Origin of the sequence: Nonomuraea dietziae, from assembly GCF_014195505.1 — a bacterium.
Lineage (GTDB): Bacteria > Actinomycetota > Actinomycetes > Streptosporangiales > Streptosporangiaceae > Nonomuraea > Nonomuraea roseola.
In genome coordinates, this window is sequence record NZ_JACIBV010000001.1 from 1,331,178 (window position 1) to 1,356,116 (window position 24,939).

The 24,939-nt window shown below is 71.6% G+C and carries 19 protein-coding genes and 1 pseudogene; 13 read left to right on the plus strand and 7 right to left on the minus strand.

Annotation, left to right across the window (positions count from 1 at the left end):
• Positions 1 to 45 precede the first annotated feature (45 nt).
• A pseudogene (locus FHR33_RS49890) lies at positions 46 to 748 on the plus strand (IS5 family transposase); the annotation flags it as partial.
• Positions 749 to 1,117: 369 nt separating this feature from the next.
• Complete coding sequence (locus FHR33_RS06620; RefSeq protein WP_183644934.1) at positions 1,118 to 1,798, plus strand: hypothetical protein; 681 nt, start codon at positions 1,118 to 1,120, stop codon at positions 1,796 to 1,798.
• Positions 1,799 to 2,054: 256 nt separating this feature from the next.
• Here FHR33_RS06620 and FHR33_RS06625 read toward each other — a convergent pair whose 3' ends face one another.
• Positions 2,055 to 3,167, minus strand: a complete 1,113-nt coding sequence (locus FHR33_RS06625) for a hypothetical protein (protein WP_221240968.1) — start codon at positions 3,165 to 3,167, stop codon at positions 2,055 to 2,057.
• 194 nt (positions 3,168 to 3,361) lie between these two features.
• Positions 3,362 to 3,829 (minus strand): winged helix-turn-helix transcriptional regulator, encoded by a 468-nt coding sequence (locus tag FHR33_RS06630; RefSeq protein ID WP_183644937.1) that lies wholly within the window; start codon positions 3,827 to 3,829, stop codon positions 3,362 to 3,364.
• A 62-nt stretch (positions 3,830 to 3,891) separates the two neighbouring features.
• Here FHR33_RS06630 and FHR33_RS06635 point away from each other — a divergent pair, with 62 nt between their 5' ends.
• A complete protein-coding gene (locus tag FHR33_RS06635; protein ID WP_312895393.1) occupies positions 3,892 to 4,800 on the plus strand; it encodes a diacylglycerol/lipid kinase family protein in 909 nt (302 codons plus the stop codon).
• Here FHR33_RS06635 and FHR33_RS06640 read toward each other — a convergent pair.
• On the minus strand, positions 4,790 to 5,140 hold the full coding sequence (locus FHR33_RS06640) for an ArsR/SmtB family transcription factor (RefSeq protein WP_183644940.1): 351 nt from the start codon (positions 5,138 to 5,140) through the stop codon (positions 4,790 to 4,792). The two genes, FHR33_RS06635 and FHR33_RS06640, sit on opposite strands and share 11 nt — an antisense overlap.
• A 106-nt stretch (positions 5,141 to 5,246) precedes the next feature.
• On the opposite strand from FHR33_RS06640, the gene FHR33_RS06645 reads away from it, so the two are divergent.
• The 3 genes from FHR33_RS06645 (at position 5,247) to FHR33_RS06655 (ending at position 7,718) form a co-directional block, all read left to right on the plus strand.
• Positions 5,247 to 6,713, plus strand: a complete 1,467-nt coding sequence (locus FHR33_RS06645; protein WP_246451698.1) for an MFS transporter — start codon at positions 5,247 to 5,249, stop codon at positions 6,711 to 6,713.
• Between the two features lie 259 nt (positions 6,714 to 6,972).
• On the plus strand, positions 6,973 to 7,266 hold the full coding sequence (locus FHR33_RS06650; RefSeq protein WP_183644947.1) for a hypothetical protein: 294 nt from the start codon (positions 6,973 to 6,975) through the stop codon (positions 7,264 to 7,266).
• Between the two features lie 137 nt (positions 7,267 to 7,403).
• Positions 7,404 to 7,718, plus strand: coding sequence for a TraR/DksA family transcriptional regulator (locus tag FHR33_RS06655; RefSeq protein WP_183644950.1), 315 nt, complete (start codon positions 7,404 to 7,406; stop codon positions 7,716 to 7,718).
• A 104-nt stretch (positions 7,719 to 7,822) separates the two neighbouring features.
• On the opposite strand, the gene FHR33_RS06660 is transcribed toward FHR33_RS06655, so the two are convergent.
• Positions 7,823 to 8,656 carry a PhzF family protein gene (locus tag FHR33_RS06660; RefSeq protein ID WP_183644953.1) on the minus strand — a complete coding sequence of 278 codons (834 nt, stop codon included), beginning with the start codon at positions 8,654 to 8,656 and terminating at the stop codon, positions 7,823 to 7,825.
• Positions 8,657 to 9,160: 504 nt separating this feature from the next.
• Between FHR33_RS06660 and FHR33_RS06670 the strand changes: the two genes are divergently transcribed.
• A complete protein-coding gene (locus tag FHR33_RS06670; protein WP_221240969.1) occupies positions 9,161 to 10,831 on the plus strand; it encodes a glycosyl hydrolase family 18 protein in 1,671 nt (556 codons plus the stop codon).
• A gap of 53 nt (positions 10,832 to 10,884) precedes the next feature.
• Here FHR33_RS06670 and FHR33_RS06675 read toward each other — a convergent pair whose 3' ends face one another.
• The 3 genes from FHR33_RS06675 to FHR33_RS06685 all read right to left on the minus strand — a co-directional run bounded on the left by FHR33_RS06675 (position 10,885) and on the right by FHR33_RS06685 (position 14,270).
• Positions 10,885 to 11,814, minus strand: a complete 930-nt coding sequence (locus FHR33_RS06675; RefSeq protein ID WP_183644956.1) for a discoidin domain-containing protein — start codon at positions 11,812 to 11,814, stop codon at positions 10,885 to 10,887.
• A gap of 15 nt (positions 11,815 to 11,829) precedes the next feature.
• Positions 11,830 to 13,395, minus strand: a complete 1,566-nt coding sequence (locus FHR33_RS06680) for an alkaline phosphatase D family protein (RefSeq protein WP_221240970.1) — start codon at positions 13,393 to 13,395, stop codon at positions 11,830 to 11,832.
• 89 nt (positions 13,396 to 13,484) lie between these two features.
• Positions 13,485 to 14,270: a DeoR/GlpR family DNA-binding transcription regulator gene (locus tag FHR33_RS06685; RefSeq protein WP_312895394.1), complete on the minus strand. Its 786-nt coding sequence runs from the start codon at positions 14,268 to 14,270 to the stop codon at positions 13,485 to 13,487.
• 166 nt (positions 14,271 to 14,436) lie between these two features.
• Between FHR33_RS06685 and FHR33_RS06690 the strand changes: the two genes are divergently transcribed.
• From FHR33_RS06690 to FHR33_RS06715, 6 genes are read left to right on the plus strand one after another with little or no spacing between them, the layout of a single operon-like run.
• The gene (locus FHR33_RS06690) at positions 14,437 to 16,965 is read left to right on the plus strand and encodes a glycoside hydrolase family 78 protein (RefSeq protein WP_183644962.1); all 2,529 of its coding nucleotides are present in this window, start codon (positions 14,437 to 14,439) and stop codon (positions 16,963 to 16,965) included.
• Positions 16,962 to 18,272 (plus strand): extracellular solute-binding protein, encoded by a 1,311-nt coding sequence (locus tag FHR33_RS06695; RefSeq protein WP_183644967.1) that lies wholly within the window; start codon positions 16,962 to 16,964, stop codon positions 18,270 to 18,272. The genes FHR33_RS06690 and FHR33_RS06695 overlap by 4 nt, the downstream gene beginning before the upstream one ends.
• A complete protein-coding gene (locus FHR33_RS06700; RefSeq protein WP_183644970.1) occupies positions 18,269 to 19,138 on the plus strand; it encodes a carbohydrate ABC transporter permease in 870 nt (289 codons plus the stop codon). Before FHR33_RS06695 ends, FHR33_RS06700 begins: the two co-directional genes overlap by 4 nt.
• Positions 19,135 to 19,947, plus strand: coding sequence for a carbohydrate ABC transporter permease (locus FHR33_RS06705; RefSeq protein WP_312895395.1), 813 nt, complete (start codon positions 19,135 to 19,137; stop codon positions 19,945 to 19,947). Before FHR33_RS06700 ends, FHR33_RS06705 begins: the two co-directional genes overlap by 4 nt.
• Complete coding sequence (locus tag FHR33_RS06710) at positions 19,944 to 23,492, plus strand: type 1 glutamine amidotransferase family protein (RefSeq protein ID WP_183644973.1); 3,549 nt, start codon at positions 19,944 to 19,946, stop codon at positions 23,490 to 23,492. The genes FHR33_RS06705 and FHR33_RS06710 overlap by 4 nt, the downstream gene beginning before the upstream one ends.
• Positions 23,489 to 24,880: an L-fucose/L-arabinose isomerase family protein gene (locus FHR33_RS06715; protein WP_183644976.1), complete on the plus strand. Its 1,392-nt coding sequence runs from the start codon at positions 23,489 to 23,491 to the stop codon at positions 24,878 to 24,880. Before FHR33_RS06710 ends, FHR33_RS06715 begins: the two co-directional genes overlap by 4 nt.
• The last annotated feature ends 59 nt before the right edge of the window (positions 24,881 to 24,939 follow it).

A 24,939-nucleotide genomic window follows, 5' to 3' on the forward strand; every position in this document is an offset into this window, starting at 1 on the left:
GGTCGTGGTGATCTGACGAACGCGGACCGGGAGCGGCTCGAGCCGCTGCTGACCGCGATCCAGGCCGAGCAGGACGCCGAGGGCCGGGTGGACTGGGACATTTCCGTGGGCTCCACTACTGTCCGGGCGCACCAGCACGCCGCGGGCGCGCCCCGTACACCGCCGCCTCCCGTGCCGGGGCACCAAAGGGGGATGCTGCGAGGGACAAGCCGGGGCGATCAGGTGCTGGCCGCGCTGCCGCCCGGCTGGCGGAGGTGGTCAGACTGGGGAATGCCCAGGCCGTTCCCGCGGCGGGTTCACCACCAAGATCCGCCTGTCGGCCGACGGCCGCTGCCGGGTGCTGTCACCGGTCCTGACACCGGGCCAGTACGGCGACCAGCCCGCAGTTCCAGCGGGCGCTGGGCAACATCCGGGTTCCTCGGCCGGGGCCGGGACGTCCGCACACCCGGTCGGACAGTTTGGCCGCGGACAAGGCCTACTCCTCCCGCGCCAACCGCACGTACCTGTGCCGGCGACACATCCGCCACACCATCCCCGAACCACGCGATCAACGTGCCGCCGGCGCGGCTCAGCCGGGGGACGGCCCACCGGCTTCGACGCCGAACGCCACACGCCACGCAACGTCGTCGAACGGGCGATCAACCGTCTGAAGAACTTCCGGGCCGTGGCCGCTCGATACGACAAGCGCACCTACATCTTCCTCGGCACCGTCACGCTGGCCGCCCTGGCCATCTGGCTCCGAACCTGATCCAGGAAACAGCTCTTAGCCGACAAAGAAATGGACAGTGGCTCATCATGCCTGACGGAAGGGCTGAGCGGCCCGTCGAGCGTCGTCGATTCACCGCGGAGAGGCTGCCCCCATCATGTGCGTGTTCACCGCGCGAAATTCCACTTGTCGGCGCATCATTGGAAATAGCGGTTTCACATAATGCCCTCATCGCCGCCATTGAGACCGTTTTCAGCGCCATGCCCCCCTTTCTGTTCGAGCAACAACTCTTGGCCTTTCCGTGGACGGCGGGCGGGCCTGCCCATTTCTTTCCCTGGGTACATCGCCGACTGTCGCGGCCTGTCGCGAATTCACAGCTTCTTCAGATCGACCGACAGAAAACGGAAAGAAATGACGACAGAGACCACCCTTTCCCGACACGGCGGACGTGTTCGCATTCTGGCACTCGCCACCCTCTTCACCAGCGCCCTCCTCGTGCCCGCCGGACAGGCGGTGAGCGAGGTCGGCTCGCAGGCCATGGCCGGTCAGCCCGCTGCCGCCGTCGCCGTCACCGTCGGGGACAAGTCGCTGCTGAGCTGCCGCCACGGGCGCGACTGCCGCCACGCCCGCCACCACGGCGGCCACAAGCGCTCGTGCAACTGCCCTGCCGGCCCTCGTGGACCGCAGGGCCCGCGGGGCGAGAAGGGCGAAAAGGGCGAGAAGGGTGAGAAGGGCGACAGGGGTCCCGCGGGTTCCTCGAGCGGCTCCGCGGCGAGCATCGACTCGGCCTTCCACAAGAACTACAAGTACGTCGTGACCGCGCCGGGCGACGGAAGCACGCTCGTCCGCGACCCGCGCACCACGCCCAGGTGGCATGACCTGTCGGATGTGGCGGGCTACCCCGGCGAGGTGGTGGCGGTGTCGGCCGCGGTCATGAGCATGGGCGGCGACCTGCACGTGACCGTGCGCAACCAGACCGGGGAGATCGCACAGACCTCCTGCAAGATCAACCCCGTACCGGGCCAGTACGCCGCCAACCCCGCGTGGCCGGACAACTGCGCCCCGTTCGAGAACCTGACTCCGCCGAAATAGCTCCCGCGCGGCTCATCCTGCGCGGGTGAACGCAGGGCCACCGCGTGATCGCCGGCAGGAGCCGGAGGTCACGCGCTGGCCGCCGCCGTGATGTGGCGGCAGCACGCACAGCCAGTGGCCCGTGCCCTCTGGCGAACACGTCGATCGTCCACTCGTCGGCGTCGAAGCGTCGGCCCAGGTGGTGCGCGGTCTTAATGATCCGTCGTGAAGAGCGCCGTGTCGCCGTCGGAGCTCGTGTCGTGGTCCATCGCCCGATTCACCGGGCGGCCGTCCAGCGGTTCCGCTCGCCCGCGACGGCGCAGGCGGGGTGGGTGCGGGAGGCGTAGGAGCGGGCGGCGACCACGAGACCGAGGCCCAGCCCGGCGAAGGCCAGCCCGCCGAAGGCGATCATCCAGGTCAGTCCCGCACGGGTGAAGCCGCCCGACGGCTCGATCGCCGGCAGCACGCCGACGGCGGTGAGCGGGGCGTAGACCGTGAGCCCGATCCCGTACACCGAGAGGCTGGCGGCGGTCAGCCAGGCGGGGACCAGCGGCAGCAGCCTGGGGACGCGCCGGCCCGAGAGGAACAGCGTCCAGCGGGGGAAGACCATGCCCCACCGGTGCATCAGGCCGAGGAGCAGGAAGATCGCCAGCAGCGCGGCCAGCACGGTGATGTCGATCCCCACCGAGGCCAGCGCCCTGGCCGAGGCCGGCGCGGCGGCGTTGGCCCGATCCCACTCCTCGGCGGTGACTCCGAGCGCGTCGCCGCCCAGCGTCCAGACGGTCTTGACCCCCGCCCACGGCACGATGCCGCACATCAGCGCGTAGACCGCCACCCGCGTCCGCCGCGACGCGGTGGAGGCGGCGGGATGGAGCAGCGGACCGGCTCCCACGCCCCTGTGGGCCTGCCCGCAGCGGACGCACCGTCCGCGCAGGCGGCGACGATGGCCTACCGCGGTCAGGACCAGCAGACCCGCGCCCGCCGTGTCGAGCAGGACATGGGCCAGGCCCGTGGCGCTCTCCACCCCCGATCCCGACACCAGGGTCACGAACTGGAGGGGCAGGCTGATCATCCCCGCCACGAAGACCGGGACGGCCACCGCCAGCACGGTCGTCACCGCCGTCGCGCCGGCACGGGTCAGCGGCCTGGCGGTGGCCAGACAGGCGGCCGCCGCGACGACGGCGAGCAGGGCCAGCAGGAGCTGGGCCACAGGGGCGTAGGGCGTGCCGGGAGTCCATGGCACGGTGGTGCCCGTCACCGCCCACGTGAGCTGCACGGTCGCGTACAGCGCGCCCCACGTCGCGGCGGCGGATGGCGCCCAACTCGGCCAGCTCTGCGCCCAGGACTCCGGTCCCGGCTGCCCGCCGGCAGGTGCTTCACTGACGCTCATGAGAGGTCCTTCGGTGTCGAGGTCATGCCGATGCCCGGCCTCCACCGAAGATCGCAGCCGCCTCGCCCCCCGCTCCTCCCCCACCGAAGGGAGCCCGCTCCCCCTGAGGGGGGAACCGTCCCACTCAGGGGAACACGCCGTCTGAGGGGCGCGGGCCGGCTGCAGGGAGTGGGCCGCCTACGGGAAACGGGCCGCTACGCCTTGTCCGTCGCGGCGGCGGCGCCCGCCGCCGTCCAGCCCGGATCGCGGAAGCGGGCGGTGAGGCTGCCCTCCGTCGGTTCCTCGCCGCACGCGCGGCAGACGACCCTGGGTTCGAGGTCGGCCCCGCACGCGTGCTCGAACACCACAGGAGGAACGTCGGCCAGGTGGCGGTCGCCCCACTGCATCAGGGTGAGAAGAACAGGGCGCAGTTCCCGTCCCGCGTCGGTGAGGTGGTACTCGAAGCGAGGGGGATGCTCCTGGTAGGGCACCTTCTCCAGGACGCCCGCCTCGACCAGCCGTCGCAGCCGGGCGGCGAGGATGTCACGCGGGGCGCCGATGTTGGCCACGAGGCCGTCGAACCTGCGCACGCCGTAGAACACCTCGCGCAGCACCAGCAAGGAGTGCTTCTCGCCGATGACGGCGAGCGCGTCGGCGATCGAGCACGGGCGTGGTCTCTTCATGACCTCCACCCTATGCGCGTCAGTTGGATTATCTGACTCACTCGGGGGCAGGGAGGAGCGTTGTGAAGCTGCTGGTGATCTGCAACTCGTCCGCCGGTGGGGCCGATGACGACGCCCTCCGCACGGTGCTGCGCACCCTCGAGGAGGGAGCCGACGTCCTGACCTACGAGGATCCTGACGACCTCGCGAGCGTGCTGGCGGCGCACCCCGATCGCGTCCCGGTGGCGGTGGGCGGCGACGGCAGCCTGCACGCGCTGGTGGCGGCGCTGGCCGCGCGAGGCGAGCTGGGCGACAGGACGGTCGGGCTGGTGCCGCTCGGCACCGGCAACGACCTGGCCAGAGGGCTGGGCATCCCCCTCGACCCGCGCGAGGCGGCGCGCGTGGTCCTGGACGGGCACACGCGCGCGCTGGACCTGCTTACCGACGACAGGGGCGGCATCGTGGTCAACGCCGTGCACGTCGGGGTGGGCGCTCAGGCCTCCGAGCAGGCCGCGCCGCTCAAGCCGTTCCTGCGCAGGACGGCCTACGCCGTCGGCGCGGTGCTCGCGGGGCTGCGGGCGCGCGGGTGGCGGCTGCGGATCACCGTGGACGGCACGCCGGTGGCCGACGGCCGCCGCAGGGTCCTGATGGCCGGCATCGGCAACGGCACCACGATCGGCGGTGGCACCCCGCTGACCCCCGCCGCCCGGCCCGACGACGGCCTGGCCGACGTGGTCGTCTCCTTCGCCGTCAGCCTGCCGGCCCGCCTGGGCTTCGCCCTCCTGCTGCGCAGGGGCGAGCACCGCTCACGCGCTGACGTGCGCACCTACCGGGGCGGCGAGATCACGATCGCGGGCGAGGCCGTGCCGGTCAACGCCGACGGGGAGCTGGGCGCGGCGGTCACCCGCCGCACCTGGACGGTCCTGCCCGGAGCCTGGCGCATCCTGGCCCCCGAAGCGGACGCGGCCGGCCAGGCAGGCGTCACGCGTTGAGCGGGGAGGGCTCGTCCGCGTCGGATCCGTCGCGGACGGCGCCCGCCAGTATCGCGTCGAGCAGGCCGGGATAGCGCGCGTCGAGGTCGTCCCTGCGTAGCGTCAGCAGGTTCTCCCTGCCCGAGGGCTGCTGCCAGATCACGCCGCTGTCGCGCAGCACCCGCCAGTGGTGCGTCATCGTCGACTTCGAGGTCACCCCCAGCAGGTTCAGCACCCCGCCACAGTTGTGCTCCCCTCCGGCGTCGAGCACCCGGACGACGGCGAGCCGCAGCGGGTTCCCCAGCGCCGACAGGACGTTCTCGATCCGGATCTGATCGCGGTCGGGGTGGCGGAAGCTCATGGTCCCACTGTACCGCGACAGTCGAACATTGCGGCTTGCCTCACGGTACGAATGTACGTAAGGATACGTACGATCCCGAACCTGAGAGAGGCCTTCTCGTATGCCCATGTCATCCGCGCCTGCCAGGCGACGGCACGGCTGGATCCTCGCGCTCCTGGCTCTCGCGCAGCTCGTCTACGCGCTCGACCTCAACATCGTCTTCGTCGCCCTCCCCGAGATCGGCTCGGAGCTGGGCTTCCCCGGCCAGACCCAGCAACTGGTCGTGAGCGCGTACGTCGTCTTCGCGGGCGGCTTCCTGCTGTTCGGCGGGCGCGCGGCCGATCTGCTCGGCCGCCGCCGCGTCTTCGTGCTCGCCCTCGTGCTCTACGCCGTCTCCTCCCTGGCGGGAGGACTGGCGCCCAACGCGGCGGTCATCATCGTCGCCCGCGCCGTCCAGGGCATCGGCGGCGCGCTGCTGCTGCCCGCCACCCTGTCGCTGATCAACACCATCTTCGAGGAGGGGCCCAGGCGGAACAGGGCGCTGGCGGTCTGGGGCGGCGCGGGCGCCAGCGGCCTGACCATCGGCGCGCTGCTCGGCGGCGTCCTCACGGAGAACTTCGGCTGGCCCGCCGTGTTCTTCGTCAACGTCCCGCTGGCCGGGCTCGTCGCGCTGGCCTCGCTGTTCGTCATCCCGCGCGACAGCGCGCAGGGGGTGCGCCGCAGGTTCGACCTGCCCGGCGCGCTCAGCGTCACGGCCGGAGCCACGCTGCTGGTCTTCGGCCTGGTCGAGGGGCCCGAGCTGGGCTGGGACAGCCCGCCGGTGATCGGCGCCTTCGTCCTGGCCGTGGCGCTGCTGGCGCTCTTCGCGCTCGTCGAGGCCCGCAGCGCCGACCCGCTGATGCCGTTCAGGCTGTTCCGCAACCGCAGCCTCACCGTCGGCATGACCGTCACCTTCGTCTACATGGCGACCTTCGGCGTCCTGCCGTACTTCCTCACCGTCCTCATGCAGAGCGTGCACGGCTACAGCGCCCTGCAGACCGGGCTCGCCTTCCTCCTCCCCTCGATCGCCATCGCCATCGGCACGCAGCTCGGCGAGCGCTTCGCCACCCGCGTCGGCACCAGGAGCACGCTGCTGACCGGCTTCGCCGTCGGCGTCCTGGGCACGGCCGTCCTCGCCTTCGGCTTCGACTCCGAGGCAGGGTACGGCCTGCTCGTGCCGGGGCTCGTGGTCTCGGGCGTCGGGCAGGGCATCGTCTGGACCTCCATGTGGATCGCCGCCGCCACCGGCACCCCCGCCCACGAGCAGGGCATCGCCAACGGCATCGCCTCCACCACCCTCAACATCGGCAACGCCATCGGCCTCGCGGTGTTCACCGCGCTCGCCGACCTCGGCACGGAGGGGCTGACCGGTGAGGCCCTGCGCGCGGCCACCGCCGAAGGCGAGTTCCTGGTGGTGCTGCTGACGGCGGCGGGCATGGTCGCCGGTCTGCTCGTCACGCTCACCCTGCGCCGTCGTCCCGCCCCTCCCGCCGGACCGGACGACGACGCGCCCGCCGGGCCGGGCGACGGCGAGGAGGCCCTCGCCGCGCGCTGAGCGCGGGTTCGAGACCTTCCCAGCACCCCGCTCGCCCCACGAAGGCGAGCGGGGTGCTCGTCGTGCGAGTGGGCGGGGTCCTCTCCCGAGTTCTGGGTGCGTGCGGCGTGGGCTATGGTCGGCTGCATGGTCACGTGGCGGGTTCCGCGCGGGTCCACCGCCTTCTCCCTGGTGGTGGGCCTGGTGCTGCTCGCCTTCATGCTGGTCGGCTCGACGCCGGCCCTGGTACGGCAGCGACCCCGCGCAGCGGGCGAGCGCCGTGTCCGACGAGGCATGGGCGCCCGGCGCGTGGATCGCGCAGTCGTCGAACCTGCCGCCGGCCGCCGCGGGAGTGCGCGAGCACGTGCTGCCCCTGTGGCCGCCACCGCGTCACGCCGCTCAGGGCAGTGACGCCGATCCCCCGCCTTCTCAGCGGGCCGGCTGGCCGGAGCCGAATCCCGCGCGCAGCCCACGGCAGAGCGCGCACGGCACGGCGGGGCCGCGAAGCCCGCCGGCGATCCAGCCGATCCGCATGTCACCCCGGCCGCCCGAGTCTCTCCTCGCGGCCGGCTGAGCCGTACCCCGGCTCTCTTTCTCCACGTCACGGAGTCGATGCCGCCATGTCCGGCGTCGACGGGGCCTTCGCGCCCTGCGGCGGCGCGGGAGCCGTACGCCCGGCGCCGCCCGCCCCCATTCGGAAGGACCGACCACATGACCACAGGACTCAGCTCCGTGCAGCTCCAGATTCTGCGCGAGGAGCTCGAAGACCACCTGCGCTGGCGCGTCGCCCAGCTCGCCGACCTCAAGGCGGCCTCGGACGGCGACGTGGACCTGCGGGACCTGCTCGCCTCCGTCGCCGCCGCCGACCACGCGATCGCCGAGGCCAGGGAGTGCCTGGACCGCCTGGCCGAGGGGAGCTACGGCACGTGCGGCGGCTGCGGGGCGTCCATCCCGTTCGAGCGGCTGAAGGTGCGCCCGCTGGCGCGGTACTGCATGACCTGCCAGCGCCGCCGCGAGGCCGCCTGACCCGCGGGGCCGCCTGACCCGCGGGGCCGCCTGACCCGCGGGGCCGGCCGCCTGAAGGCGGCCGGCCCTCGCCGGGCGGCCTCACGACGATCGGCCGGCGAGGGTCAGCTGATCGGAACGGCGGCGCCCGAGACCTTCACGCGGGTGTCGCCGGGGACGGGCGTCGTGGTCAGGAGGCTGGGGCGGCCCATGTCGGCGCCCTGATGGATGGTGACCACCTCCCCGTCGTCGAGACGGCCCAGGTGGCGGAGGTAGCCGGTGAAGGCGGCCGCCGCCGCGCCGGTGGCCGGGTCCTCCACGACGCCGCCCGGAGGGAAGGGATCGCGGGCGTGGAAGACGGTGCGCGACTCGGCCCAGAACAGGTGGACCGTGGTCCAGCCGCCCTCGGCCATCAGCTCGGCGAGAGCGTCGAAGTCGTAGTCGAGGTCGGCCAGGCGCTCGCGGGTGGCAGCGGCCAGTACGAGGTGGTCGTTGCCCGCGTTGGCCACGTGCGGGGGGTAGGCGGGGTCGAGGTCGTCGGCGGACCAGCGCAGCGCCTCGAGCGCCCGTCGCAGTTCCTCACCGGTGGCCGGGCGGGTCGAGGAGGGCGGGCTGGTCAGCGTGGCGGTGATGCCGTCCCCCTTGGTGATCTCCACCTGGACCGGGCCGGCCTGGGTGAACAGGTCCACGACAGCGGGGCCGATGCGTTCGCCGAGGGCGACGGCGGCCGCGATGGTGGCGTGGCCGCAGAAGGCGACCTCGGCCAGGGGGCTGAAGTAGCGGATCCGGTAGGCGTGGCCCCCCTCGGGGAAGAGGAAGGCGCTCTCGGAGTAGCCGAGGTCCGCGGCGATGGCGAGCATCTGGCCGTCGGACAGGCCGTGGGCGTCCAGGACCACTCCGGCGGCGTTGCCGCCGGAAGCCGTGCTGGTGAAGGCGACATATTTCAGGACGTCATGCACCCGGCCATCATGACGCACGCGCCCGGCCACGGCCCATGGAGGCCACCCGCCAGTGGCCGCCCGAATTCACGTATTGACGCTGTAGCGGTCAGAGGTTAACGTCAACTCAAATTAAAAGGAAACCTTACTAATAGTTTCCTCGCTGACCTCCCCTCCCACCCCCTACACCCCCTACCGGATGGCGGAGCATCATGAAGAACACCCTCCCGAGCAAGGCCCTCGCGGTGCTGGCGGCATTACTCCTGCCGCTCACCGCGGCGGTCGTCACCCCACCCGGCGCGTACGGCGCCGCCCTCTCCGGCGCCCCGGCATCCAGCGCCTCGGCGGCCTTCGCCGACTGGGGCCCCGTGGACCGCCTACGCCGCGGGCGCCCGCGTCACCTACAACGGTGTCGAGTACGAGTGCCGCCAGAGCCACACCTCCCAGCCCGGCTGGGAGCCGCCCAACGTCCCGGCGCTGTGGAAGACCACGGGCGGCGGGGGCGGCGACACCACCGCACCGTCGGTGCCGGGCAACCTGCGCTCCACCGGCGTCACCTCCAGCACCGTCGCCCTGGCCTGGAACGCCTCCACCGACAACGTCGCCGTCACCGGCTACGAGGTCTACCGCGGCACCACCCTCATCACCACCGTCACCGGCACCACCCACACCGACACCGGCCTGAGCGCAAACACCGCCTACACCTACACCGTCCGCGCCAAAGACGCCGCAGGCAACCGCTCGGCCGCCAGCGCCGCCGTCACCGCCACCACCACAGGCGGCGGGGGCGGCGACACCACCGCACCGTCGGTGCCGGGCAACCTGCGCTCCACCGGCGTCACCTCCAGCACCGTCGCCCTGGCCTGGAACGCCTCCACCGACAACGTCGCCGTCACCGGCTACGAGGTCTACCGCGGCACCACCCTCATCACCACCGTCACCGGCACCACCCACACCGACACCGGCCTGAGCGCAAACACCGCCTACACCTACACCGTCCGCGCCAAAGACGCCGCAGGCAACCGCTCGGCCGCCAGCGCCGCCGTCACCGCCACCACCACGGGCGGCGGCGGAGGCGGGGGCGACAAGGTGCTCGGCTACTTCGTGCAGTGGGGCGTCTACCAGCGCGGCTACCACGTCAAGAACATCGACACCAGCGGCTCGGCCGCCAAGCTGACCCACATCAACTACGCCTTCGGCAACGTGCAGAACGGCCAGTGCACCATCGGTGACAGCTACGCCGACTACGACCGCTTCTACCAGGCGGGCGAGAGCGTGGACGGCGTCGCCGACACCTGGGACGCCGGCGCCCTGCGCGGCAACTTCAACCAGTTGCGCAAGCTCAAGAAGAAGTACCCTCACATCAAGGTGCTCTTCTCCTTCGGCGGCTGGACCTGGTCGGGCGGTTTCGGCCAGGCCGCGCAGAACCCCGCGGCCTTCGCCGAGTCGTGCTACCGCCTGGTGGAGGACCCGCGCTGGGCGGACGTCTTCGACGGCATCGACATCGACTGGGAGTACCCGAACGCCTGCGGCCTCACCTGCGACACCAGCGGGCCCGCCGCGTTCAGGAACATGATGTCGGCCCTGCGCACCCGCTTCGGCTCGGGCAACCTGGTCACCGCGGCCATCACCGCCGACGGCACCGACGGCGGCAAGATCGACGCGGCCGACTACGGAGGCGCCGCCCAGTACGTCGACTGGTACAACGTCATGACCTACGACTTCTTCGGCGCGTGGGCGGCGCAGGGACCGACCGCCCCGCACTCCCCCCTCACCTCCTACTCCGGCATCCCGATCGCGGGCTTCCACTCCGACGCCGCCATCCAGAAGCTCAAGAGCAAGGGCATCCCGGCGAGCAAGCTGCTGCTCGGCATCGGCTTCTACGGCAGGGGCTGGACCGGCGTCACCCAGGCCGCGCCGGGCGGCACGGCCACGGGCCCCGCGCCCGGCACCTACGAACAGGGCATCGAGGACTACAAGGTGCTCAAGACCCGCTGCCCCGCCACGGGCACCGTCGCGGGCACGGCCTACGCCCACTGCGGCAACCAGTGGTGGAGCTACGACACGCCGAGCACGATCGGCGGCAAGATGGGCTACTCGAAGAGCCAGGGCCTCGGCGGCGCGTTCTTCTGGGAGCTCAGCGGCGACACCACCAACGGTGAGCTGATCACCGCGATGAGGAACGGCCTGGGCTGACCCCCGGCTGCCCGGCAGGGCCGGTCCCGCGCCAGGGCCGGCCCTGACGGGTGTCAGAAGATCTCCACCTCGATGATGCGCGTGTAGTCGTTGGCGCCGTTGGAGGCCAGCGCCGAGACGCGGATCGCGTCGGTGGTGACGGCGGCGAAGTCGGAGCGCGCGCTGCCCTTGGTGTTGCCGCGCACCTGGGCGACCGTCCGCCACTGGCCCTCCACCCTGGCCTGGACGTCCCAGTCGCGCAGGCCCACCGAGGAGGCCGGATAGCGTTCGGTGTCGAGAGTGTGGAGGTGGACGCGCGTCACGCTCCTGGCGCCGCCCAGCGCGATGTCGACCGTGTCGGGCCAGAGCCTGCCTGTGGCGTCGTTCCAGCCGTTGCCGCCGGCCCAGCCGTTGGAGCTGCGGTCGCCGTCGACGACGCTGCAGGCGGGATAGTTGGCGTTGGTGTGCTGCGAGGAGGCGGTGACGGGCCGCCTGAGCGCGAGGTTGCCGCCGTTGTCGAGCTCGTCCACGCCGACCACCCGCACGGGTACGGCCAGCCGCTCCTTGCCCGCTTCGAGCCGCAGGCCGTACTCACCCTTGGGGGTGGAGGGCGGGACGGCGACCAGCAGTTTCGCGCCGAGTTCGTAGCCGGGCGGCAGGTAGCTGGACAGCATCGAGCGCGAAGCGGTCAGCGGCGCGTCGATCTCGACGGACATGTCGGCGTAGCGGGGCTTGCCCGCGTCGCTGCGCATGCCGATCTCGATCTTGGCGGGGCAGGCGGCGTCCACGCCCAGGGGCGCGACGAGCAGGCCGGCCCCCGCGATCGGGATCAGCCTGCCCGTCCCCTTGCTGGTGCCGGGGGTGACCTTCAGCGAGGAGACCGACGGCAGATCCTGCTCGGGCGCCTGGACGGCCGGCTCGGGATCGTCCCTGTCGGCCAGGGCGGCGGCGCCCGTGGTGAGCGTGAGGGCGGCGACGGTCAGCGCCGCGGCGAGATGTCTCATGTGCCTGGCTCCTTCCTAGAGCGCGTGCAGGCCGGGCACGCCGTCGAGCGCCACCAGGCTGGCCCTGGTCGAGACGGGTGCGCCCGGCCTGGTGACGTAGGGGACCACCTTGTAGTCCGACCTCCACTGGCTCCTGGTGACCGAGCAGGAGACGTAGCCGCGCTGGTAGCTGGAGAACCTGATGTGCGGGTTGACCGGGTCGGAGCCGCCAGGGGGCAGGCCCGTCGCCGGATTGCCGTTGCCGCCGCTGCTGATGGAGGTGCCGACGAACTCCACGCCGACGGCGGGGGCGGAGGGGTCGTCGAAGTCGGTCTTCAGCTCGCCCGCGAGGTTGTAGTGGATGTCGCCGGTGAGCACGACGGGGTTGCGCACCTTCCGCTCGACCATGCCGGTGAGCACGCGGTCCTTGGCCGCCTTGTAGCCGTCCCAGAGGTCCATGCTGAGCCGCCGCGCGGGGGCAGGGTCGTAGTCGAGCTGACACATGGCGATCTGCTGGGCCAGCACGTTCCATCTGGCCCTCGACTCTCCCAGGCCGTCGAGCAGCCACTTCTCCTGCTCGGCGCCGAGCATCTGGCGCGAGGGGTCGAGCCTTTCGGCGCAGTCGTACTGCTGGCCGTCGCCGCAGACCTGGTCGTCACGGTACTGACGGGTGTCGAGCACGTTGAACTCGGCCAGGTCGCCGAAGGTGAACCTGCGGTGGACGCGGGCGTCGGGGCCCCGGACGACCGGCACCCTGATGGGCAGGTTCTCCCAGTAGGCGCGGAAGGCGTTGGCCCTGATGACCAGGTAGTCCTGCTCGGTGACCTCACCACCGGGGCCGTGGACCCCCGCCCAGTTGTCGAGCACCTCGTGGTCGTCCCACGTGACGATCCACGGCGCCGCCGCGTGGGCGGCCATCAGGTCGGGATCGCTCTTGTAGAGGCCGTACTGGATGCGGTAGCGGTCGAGGGTGTCGCACTGCACCCTGAACTGGTCGGGCACGGGCGTCGCGCGGTTGCCTCCGCTCGCGACGATCCCGTACTCGTAGATGTAGTCGCCGAGATGGATGACGACGTCGGGCCGTTCGGCGGCCAGGTGGCCGTAGGCGGTGTAGAAGCCGTCCTGCCACGAGGCGCAGGAGGCGAAGGCCAGCGTCAGCGCCTCGGGGCTGCTGCCCAGGGCGGGTGCGGTCCTGGTCCTGCCGACCGGGCTGAGCTCGCCGCCTGTCCTGAACCGGTAGAAGTAGTCGCGGCCCGGCCGCAGGCCCTTCACGTCGACGTGGACGGAGTGGCCGTACTCGGGAAGCGCCCACGCGGCGCCGTGCTTGGCGCGCCGGGTGAACCCCTCGTCCTCGGCGAGCTCCCACTCGACTCTGATCTTGCGGTGCGGCATGCCGCCCAGCGGTTCGAGCGGTCTGGAGGCCAGCCTGGTCCAGAGGATCACGCTGTCGGGCAGGGGGTCGCCTGACGCGACGCCGAGCTGGAAGGGGTAGTCGGCCGATCGGGCGGCGGCCGACTCGGCCGTCCAGGGATCGGCCAGGTTCGTGGTGAAGGCCAGGGCCATGGCGGCCCCGCCTAATCCGAAGAAGGAGCGGCGGTCCATGGGTCTCCCAGGGGGAGGGGACGGGAGCCCACACTTTGTAGCAAGAGTCATGTTGATTTAACAAGACCTAAGTTAAATTCACAGCCTCTTCACACCTGCGCCACCTCGACGTTGTGGTGGCGTTCGCGCAGGCGCCGCACGGCGTCGTCAGGCGTGCGCGAGTCGACGACGACGAGGTCGAAGTCGTCGAGGGGGGCCACCCTGTGCAGCGCCACCCGTTCGAGCTTGGAGTGGTCGACGGCGAGGATGCTGCGGGAGGCCGAGCGCAGCATCGCCCGCTTCACCAGCACGATCTCCTGCTCCTGGTGGAAGGCGTAGCTGTCGGAGATCGCCGAGGTCGACACCACGAGCAGGTCGGTGCTCATCGCCTCGACCGCGTCGACGCAGGCCACGCCGAGGAAGGAGTCGTGGGAGGCGTGGTACTCGCCGCCGAGCGCCATGAGCCTGATGCCGGGAGCGCCCGCCAGCAGCCTGATGGCCTCGAGGAAGTTCGTCACGACGGTCAGCGGGGCCGCCTCGCCGAGGTGACGGGCCACGGCCAGCGCGGTCGTGGAGTCGTCGATCATGACCGAGCTGCCGGGCTCGATCAGTCCGGCGACGTGCCTGCCGATCGCCTCCTTCTCGGCCAGGTGGGCGGTGAGCCGGTAGGCGATGTTGCTCTCGAAGACGTTCGAGGCCTGCGCCGTCACCCCGCCCCGGAACTTGCGCACCATCCCCTGCCGCTCCAGCTCGTCGAGGTCGCGGTGGACGGTCATCACGCTCACCCCGAAGCTCTCGGCGAGTTCGGCCACCGACGCCGTCCCCCTGCGCACCACGAGCTCGGCCATCGCCTGCCGTCTGGCCGCGCCCGCGTTGACGCGCTGACGTGAACTCACCTGTGCACTCTCCCGTCCGCCGCCTGTCCGCTGCGAATATCCCAGACCATCGAGCGTCTCGCGCGAAAGGGACTCTTGACACCCGTGGAGGCGACTCGTAGCCTCCCGGTAATCACAACATCACAAGAACTCAAGTTAGATTTAACACACTTGAGAGGAGGTGGCCATGGGATCAGCTCTGCCTCACGACCTGCGATGCGACCACCGCACCACGCCGCTCGGCGTGGCGGGCGCACCGCTGCTGGCCTGGCGGCTCGAAGGGGCCGACCCCGTCGCGTACCAGGTCGAGATCGACGATCTGTGGTCGACAGGGCGCGTCGACGACCCCGCCGCGATCAGCCACCTCTACGACGGCCCACGGCTGCGCCCCAGGACACGCCACACCTGGCGGGTCACGCTCTGGGACGCCGCCGGCTCCACCAGCTCGGCCGAGTCCTGGTTCGAGACCGCCCACGACGCATGGACCGCCTCCTGGATCGCGCCGGACCCCGACGCGGTCGAGCACGTGGACCCGCCCACCGAGGGCGACAGGGCGCTGAGCGCGCACGGGCTGCTCCCCTGCCCGCAGCTGCGCAGGAGCTTCCAGGTGCCCTCCGCCGTCACCGCGGCCCGCCTCTACGTCAGCGCCAAGGGCCTCTACGACGCCAGGATCAACGGCGAGCGGGCGGCCGACGCCGAACTCGCCCCCGGCTGGACCGACTACCGGCGGCGCATCCCGTACCAGGTCCACGACGTGACGCGGCTGGTCGGCGAGGGCGAGAACGTGCTGGCCTTCACGATCGCCGACGGCTGGTGGAGCGGCTTCACCGGCTTCGACCCGCGCAGGCCCGGCTACCACTACGGCCGCTTCCCCGAGCTCATCGCCGAGCTGCACCTGACCCTCGCCAACGGCTCGGCCAGGGTCGTGATGACCGACGGGACCTGGCGCACGGCGCAGGGGCACATCCGCCACGGCGACCTGCTGAAGGGCGAGTGCCACGACCTGCGCGCCGCCACGCCGGGCTGGGACTCCCCCGGCTTCGACGACTCCTCATGGACTCCCGTCACCGTGCGGGGAGCCGATCACCACCTGCTCGTGCCCTCGTGCGACGAGCCGGTCAGGGCGCTGCGCGAGCTGGCGCCCCTCTCGATCACCAGGACGGGCCCCCGCACGCACCTGGTGGACTTCGGACAGAACCTCGCCGGCAGGGTCCGCCTGGCCGTACCCGCCCAGGATCCGGGCACCCGCGTCACCGTCAGGCACGGGGAGAGGCTCGAGGACGACGGCGGCCTGCACACCGCGAACCTGCGCACCGCCGACGCCACCGACGTGCTGATCACGGCAGGCGGCGAGGCGCTGTTCGAGCCGCGCTTCACCTACCACGGCTTCCGCTACGCCGAGATCGACGGGCTGGAGAGCCTGGGCGAGGTCAGAGCGGTGGTCCTGCACAGCGACACCCGGTGGACGGGCGCGTTCGAGTGCTCGGACCCCGAGATCAACCAGTTGCAGAGCAACATCGAGTGGGGCCAGCGCGGCAACTTCGTCAGCGTCCCCACCGACTGCCCCCAGCGCGACGAGCGGCTCGGCTGGATGGCCGACGCGCAGGTGTTCCTACCGACGGCCTGCCTCAACGCCGACGTCGCCGCCTTCTTCACCAAGTGGCTGCACGACGTGCGCGACGCGCAGACCCCCGAGGGCGGCTTCCCCAACGTCGCGCCCCGGCTGACAGGGGTCGCCGAGGAGGGCGCGCCGGGCTGGGCGGACGCCGGTGTGCTCGTCCCATGGCACCTGTACGAGGTGTACGGCGACGCCAGGTTCCTCGACGTCGACTCGATGGGCGCCTGGGTCGACTTCGTGCTGCGCCACAACCCCGATCTGATCTGGAGGCAGCGGACAGGACCGCACTACGCCGACTGGCTGGCCCCCGGCCCCGCCACGCCTCGCGAGGTCGTGGCCACCGCGTTCTTCCACCGCAGCGCCGACCTGACCGCCAGGGCGGCGCGGGTACGAGGCAGGCATGCCGACGCGGAGCGCTTCGAGCGACTCGCCGCCGACATTCGCACAGCCTTTATTAAAACGTTCGCACACCCCGACGGCACGGTCTCGGGCGACACCCAGACCGGCTACCTGCTCGCACTCGCCTTCGGCCTGCTGCCCTCGTCGCTCGCCCCCGGGGCGGCGCGGCGGCTGGCCGAACTGGTGCACGAGCACGGCCCTCAGGCCGGCTTCCTCGGGGTCAACCTGCTGTGCCCCGTCCTGTCGGCGACCGGCAGGCCGGACCTGGCGCACGCGCTGCTACGCCGTACGGACCCGCCGTCCTGGCTCTACCAGGTACGCCACGGGGCCACGACGGTGTGGGAGCGATGGGACGGCGAAGGAGCGCCCTCGATGAACTCCTTCAACCACTACGCGTTCGGATCGGTCGGCGAGTGGCTCTACTCCGGCGTGGCGGGGATCGGCCAGGCGCGGGGCTCGGTGGCCTATCGCGACCTGGTGATCCGTCCTCTTCCCGGCGACCTGACCTGGGCGCGGGCCTCCTACGAATCCGTGCGGGGACGGATCGCCGTCTCATGGGAGCGCACGAGCCAGGGCTTCCTCCTGGACGTGAGCGTCCCGCCCGGCGCCTCGGCGACCGTGCACCTGCCCGATGGCCAGACCCATCGGGTGCCCTCGGGGGACCACCATTTCGCATCAGTCCGAGGAGACACACCATGACCGACCTCCAGCGCGCCAGGATGAGCCGCGGCCAGTTCTTCCGCATGATGGGCGGGCTCGCGGTGGCCGCCGCGGCGACCGCCTGCTCGACCAGGCCGCAGACCACCACGCCGACCAGCGGCGGCACCGGCGCCGCCGCCGCCGTCGACCTGAAGTTCGTGGGAGTGGCCGACCAGAAGGCGCCGATGGACGCGCTGCTGGCGGCCTACCAGAAGGTGAAGCCCGGCGTGCGCCTCACCGCGTCGTACGCCCCGACCGACCAGGTGCAGACCTCGCTGCGCACCCAGCTCGGCGCGGGCAACGCGCCCGACCTGCACGTCGTCTACCCCGGCAACGGCAGCGCGATGTCGATGTCGCAGATCGCCGGAGCCGGGCTGCTGGCCGACCTGTCGGCCCAGTCGTGGACCGGCACGATCCCCACCGGCTTCAAGCCCGCCCTCCAGATGGACGGCAAGACCATGATGTACTCGGCCGGCTCGTCGGTCATCGGCGCGATCTACAACAAGAAGGTCTTCGAGAAGGCCGGAGTCGAGGCGCCCCCGACCACCTGGACGGAGTTCCTGGCGCTCTGCGACAAGCTGAGGAAGGCGGGGGTCACACCCATCGCGCTGGGCGCCCAGACCCCGTGGGTCACCCAGCTCATCACCTACGCGCTGGTCCCCTCGACCGTCTACGCCAAGGACCCCGCCTTCGACGACAAGCAGCTGGCGGGGCAGACCAGCTTCGCCCAGTCCGGCTGGCGGCAGGCCATGGAGATGTACCTGGAGCTGAGCGAGCGGGGCTTCTTCAACGACAAGCCGAACGGGACCACCTTCGAGCAGCAGATCTCCATGGTGGCGACGGGCAGGGCCGCCATGGCCGTCCAGGTGTCGGCCGTGCTGCCCGACTTCCGCAAGTCGGCCTCCAGCCCTGATGACCTGTCGATGTTCCCCGTGCCCGGCGCCGACAGCGCCGACCAGGTGTGGATCCCCGCGGGTGTCGTGGTCGGCCTCGGCGCCGCCGCGAAGGGCAGGAACGTCGAGGAGGCCAAGGCCTTCATCGACTTCCTCGGCAGGCAGGAGAGCATCAACAGCTGGGCCAAGACGATCTCGGCCATCCCGCTCACCCAGGACGCGGGCTCGACGATCGACCCCGCGGTGGAGTCCTTCCTGCCGTTCACCAAGGACAGGGCGGTGCCGTTCATGGACCAGCGGTGGCCCAACGCCGAGGTGCAGCCCGTCCACTTCGCGGTCGTCCAGGAACTGCTGGCCGGCAAGGCGACGATCGACGAGGCGCTGAAGAAGATGGACGAGGCGTACCAGAAGTGATCAAGCGATTCTCCGCGCTGTCGCCCTCCTGGCTGTTCGCCGCGCCCGCGCTGCTGGTCTACGCGGTGGTCGTGCTCTATCCGAGCGTCGCGGGCGTGCTCTACGCCTTCACCGACTGGAGCGGCATCGGCGAGGGCATGTCCTTCGTCGGGGCGGCGAACTTCCGGGCCATCCTGAACGACGAGCAGGCCATGGGCTCGCTCGGCAACACGCTCCTGCTGACGCTGGCGATCGTGGTCGTGCAGAACGGCCTGGGCCTGCTCCTGGCGCTCGGCGTGCACGCGAAGCTGAGGAGCCGCGCGCTGCTCAGGGTGATCTTCTTCGCGCCCGTCGTCGTCAGCCCCGTCATGGTCGCCTTCCTGTGGAAATACGTCTACAACCCCGACCCGTCGGCAGGCCTCAACGGCCTGCTCGGCCTGGAGGTCGACTGGCTGGGCGACCCGTCGGTCGCGCTGTGGTCGATCGCGGGGATGGTCGTGTGGCAGTACGCCGGCTACTCGATGGTCATCTTCCTCGCCGGCCTCGAAGGCATCCCCGCCGAACTGCACGAGGCGGCCATGATCGACGGCGCGGGCACGCTCCAGCGCTTCAGGTACGTGACCTGGCCGCTGCTCGCCCCCGCGCTCACGATCAACCTGATGCTCTCCACGATCGGCGGCCTCAAGCTGTTCGACCAGGTCTTCGCCGCCACGAACGGCGGTCCTGGCTACGCGACGGAGACCCTGTCGACCGTGCTGTACAAGCAGGCGTTCGTGTTCGGCAAGTTCGGCTACAGCACGGCGATCGCGCTGGTGCTGGCGCTGTTCGTGGCCGCGGTCTCGCTCGTCCAGATCTACTACCTGCGCTCCAGGGAGGTGGCCCAGTGAGGAGGACCTTCCTGCTGGAGGTCGTGATGATCGCGGCGGCCGTGGCGTTCATGTTCCCCGTCTACGCGCTGGTCACGCTGTCGCTGAAGGATCCGGCCCAGCTCTCGCAGACGCCGCTGGCGCTGCCGAATCCGCCGACGGGCGACAACTTCGCCAAGGCCTGGTCGGCCGCGGCCCTCGCCCCCTCGCTGGTGAACAGCACCGTGATCACTGTGGTCAGCCTGGTCGCGCTGATCGGGCTCGGCTCGTTCGCCGCCTACTTCCTGGCCCGCGCGCACACCCGCCTGGGCTACGGGCTCTACGTGCTGTTCCTGCTCGGCATCGTGCTGCCGTTCCAGCTGGGCATGATCCCGCTCTACCGGCTGGTCACCGACCTCGGCCTGATCGGCACGCACGCAGGGATGATCCTCTTCTACACCGGCGTGCAGCTGCCGTTCACGGTCTTCCTCTACACCGGGTTCATCCGCGCGCTCCCCCGTGAGTACGCCAGCGCCGCCCAGATCGACGGCGCCTCCCATCTGACCGCGTTCACCAGGGTCGTCTTCCCCCTGCTGCGGCCGATCACCGGCACCGTGCTGATCCTCAACGCGGTATTCATCTGGAACGACTTCTTCACTCCCCTGCTGTATCTCGGCGGCTCGGGCTTCGAGACCGTTCCCGTCAGCGTCTTCTCCTTCGTCGGGCAGTACGTCTCCGACTACGGCCTCGTCTTCGCGGGACTGGTCATGGGCGCGCTGCCGATCGTGCTGGTCTTCCTCGTGCTCCAGCGCTACGTGATCAAGGGCTTCTCGTCGGGGCTCAAGGGATGAGCCTCTTCGACGTGCTGGCCGAGCCGCCGCGCAGCCACTCCCCTGCCGCCATCTGGTGGTGGAGCGGCGAGCCGCTGCGCCGCGACCGGCTGCGCTGGCAGATGGAGCGCCTGGTGGGCGGCGGGGTGCACAACCTGGTCGTCCTGAACCTCGCCCCCTCAGGCCCGCTGTTCGGCGCGGACGCCGACGACCCGCCGTTCCTGTCGGAGGCGTGGTGGGAGCTGTTCGACGGCGTCTGCGAGGACGCCTCGGAGCTCGGCGCCTACCTGTGGTTCTACGACCAGCTTGGCTTCTCGGGCGCGGACCTGCAGGCCCGCCTGGTGCAGGAGCGTCCCGAGTTCGCCGGTCAGTGGCTGGCCGGCGACGGCACGGTGAGCACCCGCGGCTTCGACTACCTGTCCCGTACGGCCTGCGCCGTCCTGCTCGACCGGGTGCACGGTGAGTTCGAGCGACGTCTCGGCCACTGGTTCGGCCGTGTGATCGTCGGCTCGTTCCAGGACGAGCTGCCGTCGATGCCGACCTGGTCGGCCTCCTTCGCCGAGGAGTTCAGGGCCCGCAGGGGGCACGAGTTCCGCCTGGAGGAGCCCGACTGGCACGGCTACCACAGGACCAGGGCCGAGCTGGCCGAGGAGGCCTTCTTCAGGCCGCTGGCCGAGTGGCACGAAAGGCACGGGCTGCTCAGCGGCTGCGACCAGCAGGACCCTGCCAGGGCAGGGCACCCGCTCGAGGGCGTCGAGCTCTACGCCGACTACACCCGCACGCACCGCTGGTTCAGCGCCCCGGGCTCCGACCACCACGGCGACGCGCGCCTGCACTCCTCCCTCGCCCACCTGTACGGCAGGCCGCGCACGTGGATCGAGGCGTTCCACTCCAGCGGATGGGGCGGCACCCTCGAGGAGAGCCTCGACTGGCTGCTGCCATGGCTGCGGGCGGGGGCCAACCTGTACAACCCGCACGCCGTCTACTACACGACCAGGGCCGGCTGGTGGGAGTGGGCACCGCCCTCGACGGACTGGCGGCAGCCGTACTGGCGGCATCACAGGGTCTTCGCCGACGCGGTGACCCGCATGTGCGCGGCGCTGTCCCTGGGCCGTCACGTGTGCGACATCGCGGTGCTGTTCCCGACGACCACCGTCCAGCGGGGTGTGTCGCTCGGCGGGGCCACGCGGGAGGCGGAGCGGGCGCAGCGGGTCTACAGGGACCTCGTCGGGGACATGGCCTGGTTCCAGACGGTGCCCGGCGCTCTGGACCTGCTCGGCCTGGACGCCGACGTGATCGACGAGGACTCCGTCGAGCGCGCCGTCGTGGAGGACGGACGGCTGAAGGTGTCGACGGAGTCGTACGGCGTGATCATCCTGCCCGCGCTCACCGCCCTGGACGAGGAGTGCGCCGCGCGTCTGGAGGCCTTCGCCGAGGACGGCGGCCTGCTGATCGCCGTCGGTGAGCCCTTCGGCAAGGCGCGGTTCGTGGCCTCCGCCGACGGGCTGGGCGAGGCGCTGGCCGGATTCGAACCCAGAGTGGAGGCGCCGGTCCCTCCGCTGGTGCGCGAGGTGGACGGCACGACGCTCGTCTTCCTGACCGCCGCCTTCCCCAGGGCGAGCGAGATCGGGGTGGGACGGCCTCAGGAGCGCGGCGTCGAGCTGGGCTGGCTGGACGCCACCGTCGACTTCGACCACGACCGCTACCGCAGGCACATGCGGGTCAGGGTCAGGGACGTCACCGGCACGCCGCTGCTGGCGAGCCCGTTCGGCGGGACGCCGCGGCCGCTGCCGCACACCGTCGTGGACGGCGTCGTGGAGGTGGTCGTCCCGTTCGACGAGGGCCCCGCCGCGATGCTGCTGTTCACCGGCGAGGACGTGCCCGTCGAGCGGGCGCGCGAGACGTACCCGCACGAGGTGGACCTCGGCGCCGAGTGGGCCGTCGAGCTGGTGCCGACCATGGACGACACGTGGGGCGACTTCGCCACCAGCGCGGCCGTCGAACGCTGGACGCTGGCGACGCCCGAGGGTGAGCCGGTGCACGCGACGTTCGGCCCGCGCGGCGAGCAGCGGATCGGCGCCGGCGCGTGGCGGCCGTCGGTCTGGTCGGACTCCAGAGGGCTGCGCAAGGATCGCGTCCACCGCGACACGCTGGGCCCGAAGGGGCACGTGCCCGAGGAGTTCCTCGACTTCGGCCGCGTGGAAGCGGGCACGGACTGCCGCTTCCGCGCGCTGGTCACCACGCCGGGCGAGGCGTGGCTGGTCGTGGGCGCGGCGGCGGCGAAGGCGGTCCTGCTGGACGGAGTGAAGCTGCCCCTCGACGACGCCGGCTACCTCGCCGTGAGCGCACTGCCCGTCGGGGCGGGTGAGCACCTCCTGGAGGTGCGCCTCGTGCCCGACGAGGAGCTCACCCTGCGCGCCCACGTCTCCTTCACCGCCGACCCCGCCCTTGTCCGCAGGCCCGAGTGGATCGCGGGCCCCGTGGTGGAGACGGTCGTGGACGGCGAGAGCGGCGGCGGCGTCCTCCAGGTCGCCTCCACCTCGCCCTGCCTGGTGCTGGTGAACGGGCGGGAGGCGGGCCGCCAGGGCGGCTTCGACCCCTACGCCGAGGCCGACATCCCGCGGGTGCGCCGCTACGACCTCACCCCCCTGCTGCGCCCTGGGCCGAACACCGTCAGGCTGGAGTGCCAGGGCGAGGTCCTGGTGGACGGCCTGGCCGTGTCAGGTCCCGGCTGGAGAAGACCGGAGGGCGGCCGAGGCCCGCTCGTACGGCGGCGCCAGCACGGCGACCCGGCCGCGCTGCACCTGTCGCCCCGGCCGCATCCGCTGCCCGGCGCGGGCTGGATCGACGGCCGCGACACCGCGCTGCCCGCCGGTTTCACCCGCCCGCGCGCGGCCGAGCCCCGGACGGATGCTCGGACGGATGCCCTGTCGGACGCGCGGGCGGCTCCAGCTGCCGAGGGGCCCGCCGCCGAAGGGCCCGGGCCCGTGCGGCGCTTCCTGCTGGACCTGCCGCCGGGAGCCGTCCGCGTGGACGCCGACACCCACGGCCCCGCCCAGCTCGTCGTCGACGGCGTGGCCCACGACCTGCCCGCCGTCCTGGACGGCCTGGCCACCCGGGCCGAGCTCACCGTCGCGGCGAGGCCGGGCCTCGAGGGCGGCGCCGCGCTGGCGGGGCCCGTCAGGTTCGCGTGCGGACCAGGCCGGATGCCGCTGGGCGACTGGGAGTCGCACGGCCTGTCCGGCTACAGCGGAGGCGTCCGCTACACCACCACCGTCCACGCGCCCGCCGCCACGCCGGCCGTTCTCGACCTCGGCCGGGTACGGGGCACCACGGAGGTCACCGTCAACGGCGCCACGGTGGGCGTGCGGATCTGCGCGCCGTACTCCTTCGAGTTCGGCCTCGGCGAGGGCGCGAACACGATCGAGATCCTCGTGCTCGGCACCCTGGCCCCCTACCTCGACTCCGTCAGCCCCACGCACTTCGTCTTCCCCGGTCAGCGGGCGACGGGCCTGTTCGGCCCCGTCCGCCTGCGCACCGTCCATCCTCTGGAGGAATCGTCATGAGAATCGGACTCGTCGCGGGCGGACTCGGCGCCTACTGGCCCCAGTTCCCCGACCTGCTCCCCCAGCTCCAGCGTTCGGCCGCGCGCGTGTCCGAACGGATGCGCACGTTCGGGTGCGAGGTCGTCGACGTCGGCTTCATCTCCGACGCGCAGGAGGGCGCGGCCGCCGCCGAGCGGCTGCGCGCGGCGGGATGCGACCTGATCGTGGGGTTCCTGACCACCTACATGACCGCCACGATGCTGCTGCCGGTGGCCCAGCGCAGTGGCGCGCCGGTGCTGCTGATCAACCTGCAGCCCACCGAGGCGATGGATCACGACAGCTTCGACACCGGCCAGTGGCTGGCCTACTGCGGAGCCTGCCCGCTGCCCGAGATGGCCAACACGTTCACCCGCGCGGGCATCCCCTTCCGCTCGGTCTCCGGATACCTGGAGGACGAGCGCGCGTGGGCGCGCATCGAGCGCTGGGTGAAGGCGGCGGGGGTGCGCGCGGCGCTGCGCCACGGCAGGCACGGCCTGATGGGACACCTCTACCCCGGCATGCTGGACGTCTCGACCGACCTGACGCTGGTGCCCGCCAACTTCGGCGGGCATGTCGAGGTGCTGGAATTCGACGACCTGCGGGTACGGGTGGAGAAGGTCACCGAGGCCGAGACGGCGGCGAGGGCGCGTGAGGCGGCGGAGATCTTCGACGTGGACGCCTCGGTCGTGGACGAGGACTTCAACTGGGCGGCGAAGGTCTCCGTCGGCCTCGACCGCCTGGTGGCCGACTTCGAGCTGGATAGCCTGGCCTACTACCACCGCGGGCTGGAGGGCGAGGTCCACGAGCGGCTGGGCGCGGGCATGATCCTCGGCGCCTCGCTGCTGACGGCGCGCGGGGTGCCCGCGGCGGGCGAGTACGAGCTGCGCACCTCGCTGGCCATGCTGATCATGGACAGGCTGGGCGCCGGCGGGTCGTTCACGGAGCTGCAGGCGCTGGACTTCCTGCGCGGTCATGTGGAGATGGGGCACGACGGCCCCGCCCACCTGGCGATCAGCGCCAAGCGGCCGCTGCTGCGCGGCCTCGGCGTCTACCACGGCAAGCGCGGCTGGGGCGTGTCGGTGGAGTTCGACGTCGCGCACGGCCCCGTGACCGCCTTCGGCCTGCTGCAGCGGCGCGACGGCAGGTTCGGGTTCGTCGCCTCCGAGGGCGTCACCGTGGACGGCCCGCACCTGAAGATCGGCAACACCACCTCCAGGGTGGACTTCGGCCGCGACCCCGGCGAGTGGACCGACGCGTGGAGCGCGACCGGCATCTCGCATCACTGGGCGCTCGGCACCGGGCACCGCGTCGCCGAGCTGCGTGCCCTGGCCGACCTGCTCGACGTCGAACTCGTCGAGGTCACCGCGTAGCGACGCGCCGAGGGGGCCGTGAGGAGCGGCCCTCTCGGCGCGTCGGCCGAAGCGAGGGG

Bases quoted from the DNA above. Each gene is read 5' to 3' on its own strand.
- FHR33_RS06675 (WP_183644956.1), bottom strand. From the start codon at position 11,814: ATGAGACATCTCGCCGCGGCGCTGACCGTCGCCGCCCTCACGCTCACC.
- FHR33_RS06645 (WP_246451698.1), top strand. From the start codon at position 5,247: ATGTCATCCGCGCCTGCCAGGCGACGGCACGGCTGGATCCTCGCGCTC.
- FHR33_RS06690 (WP_183644962.1), top strand. From the start codon at position 14,437: ATGGGATCAGCTCTGCCTCACGACCTGCGATGCGACCACCGCACCACG.
- FHR33_RS06620 (WP_183644934.1), top strand. From the start codon at position 1,118: ATGACGACAGAGACCACCCTTTCCCGACACGGCGGACGTGTTCGCATT.
- FHR33_RS06715 (WP_183644976.1), top strand. From the start codon at position 23,489: ATGAGAATCGGACTCGTCGCGGGCGGACTCGGCGCCTACTGGCCCCAG.
- FHR33_RS06695 (WP_183644967.1), top strand. From the start codon at position 16,962: ATGACCGACCTCCAGCGCGCCAGGATGAGCCGCGGCCAGTTCTTCCGC.
- FHR33_RS06710 (WP_183644973.1), top strand. From the start codon at position 19,944: ATGAGCCTCTTCGACGTGCTGGCCGAGCCGCCGCGCAGCCACTCCCCT.
- FHR33_RS06655 (WP_183644950.1), top strand. From the start codon at position 7,404: ATGACCACAGGACTCAGCTCCGTGCAGCTCCAGATTCTGCGCGAGGAG.
- FHR33_RS06630 (WP_183644937.1), bottom strand. From the start codon at position 3,829: ATGAAGAGACCACGCCCGTGCTCGATCGCCGACGCGCTCGCCGTCATC.
- FHR33_RS06680 (WP_221240970.1), bottom strand. From the start codon at position 13,395: ATGGACCGCCGCTCCTTCTTCGGATTAGGCGGGGCCGCCATGGCCCTG.
- FHR33_RS06640 (WP_183644940.1), bottom strand. From the start codon at position 5,140: ATGAGCTTCCGCCACCCCGACCGCGATCAGATCCGGATCGAGAACGTC.
- FHR33_RS06625 (WP_221240968.1), bottom strand. From the start codon at position 3,167: ATGAGCGTCAGTGAAGCACCTGCCGGCGGGCAGCCGGGACCGGAGTCC.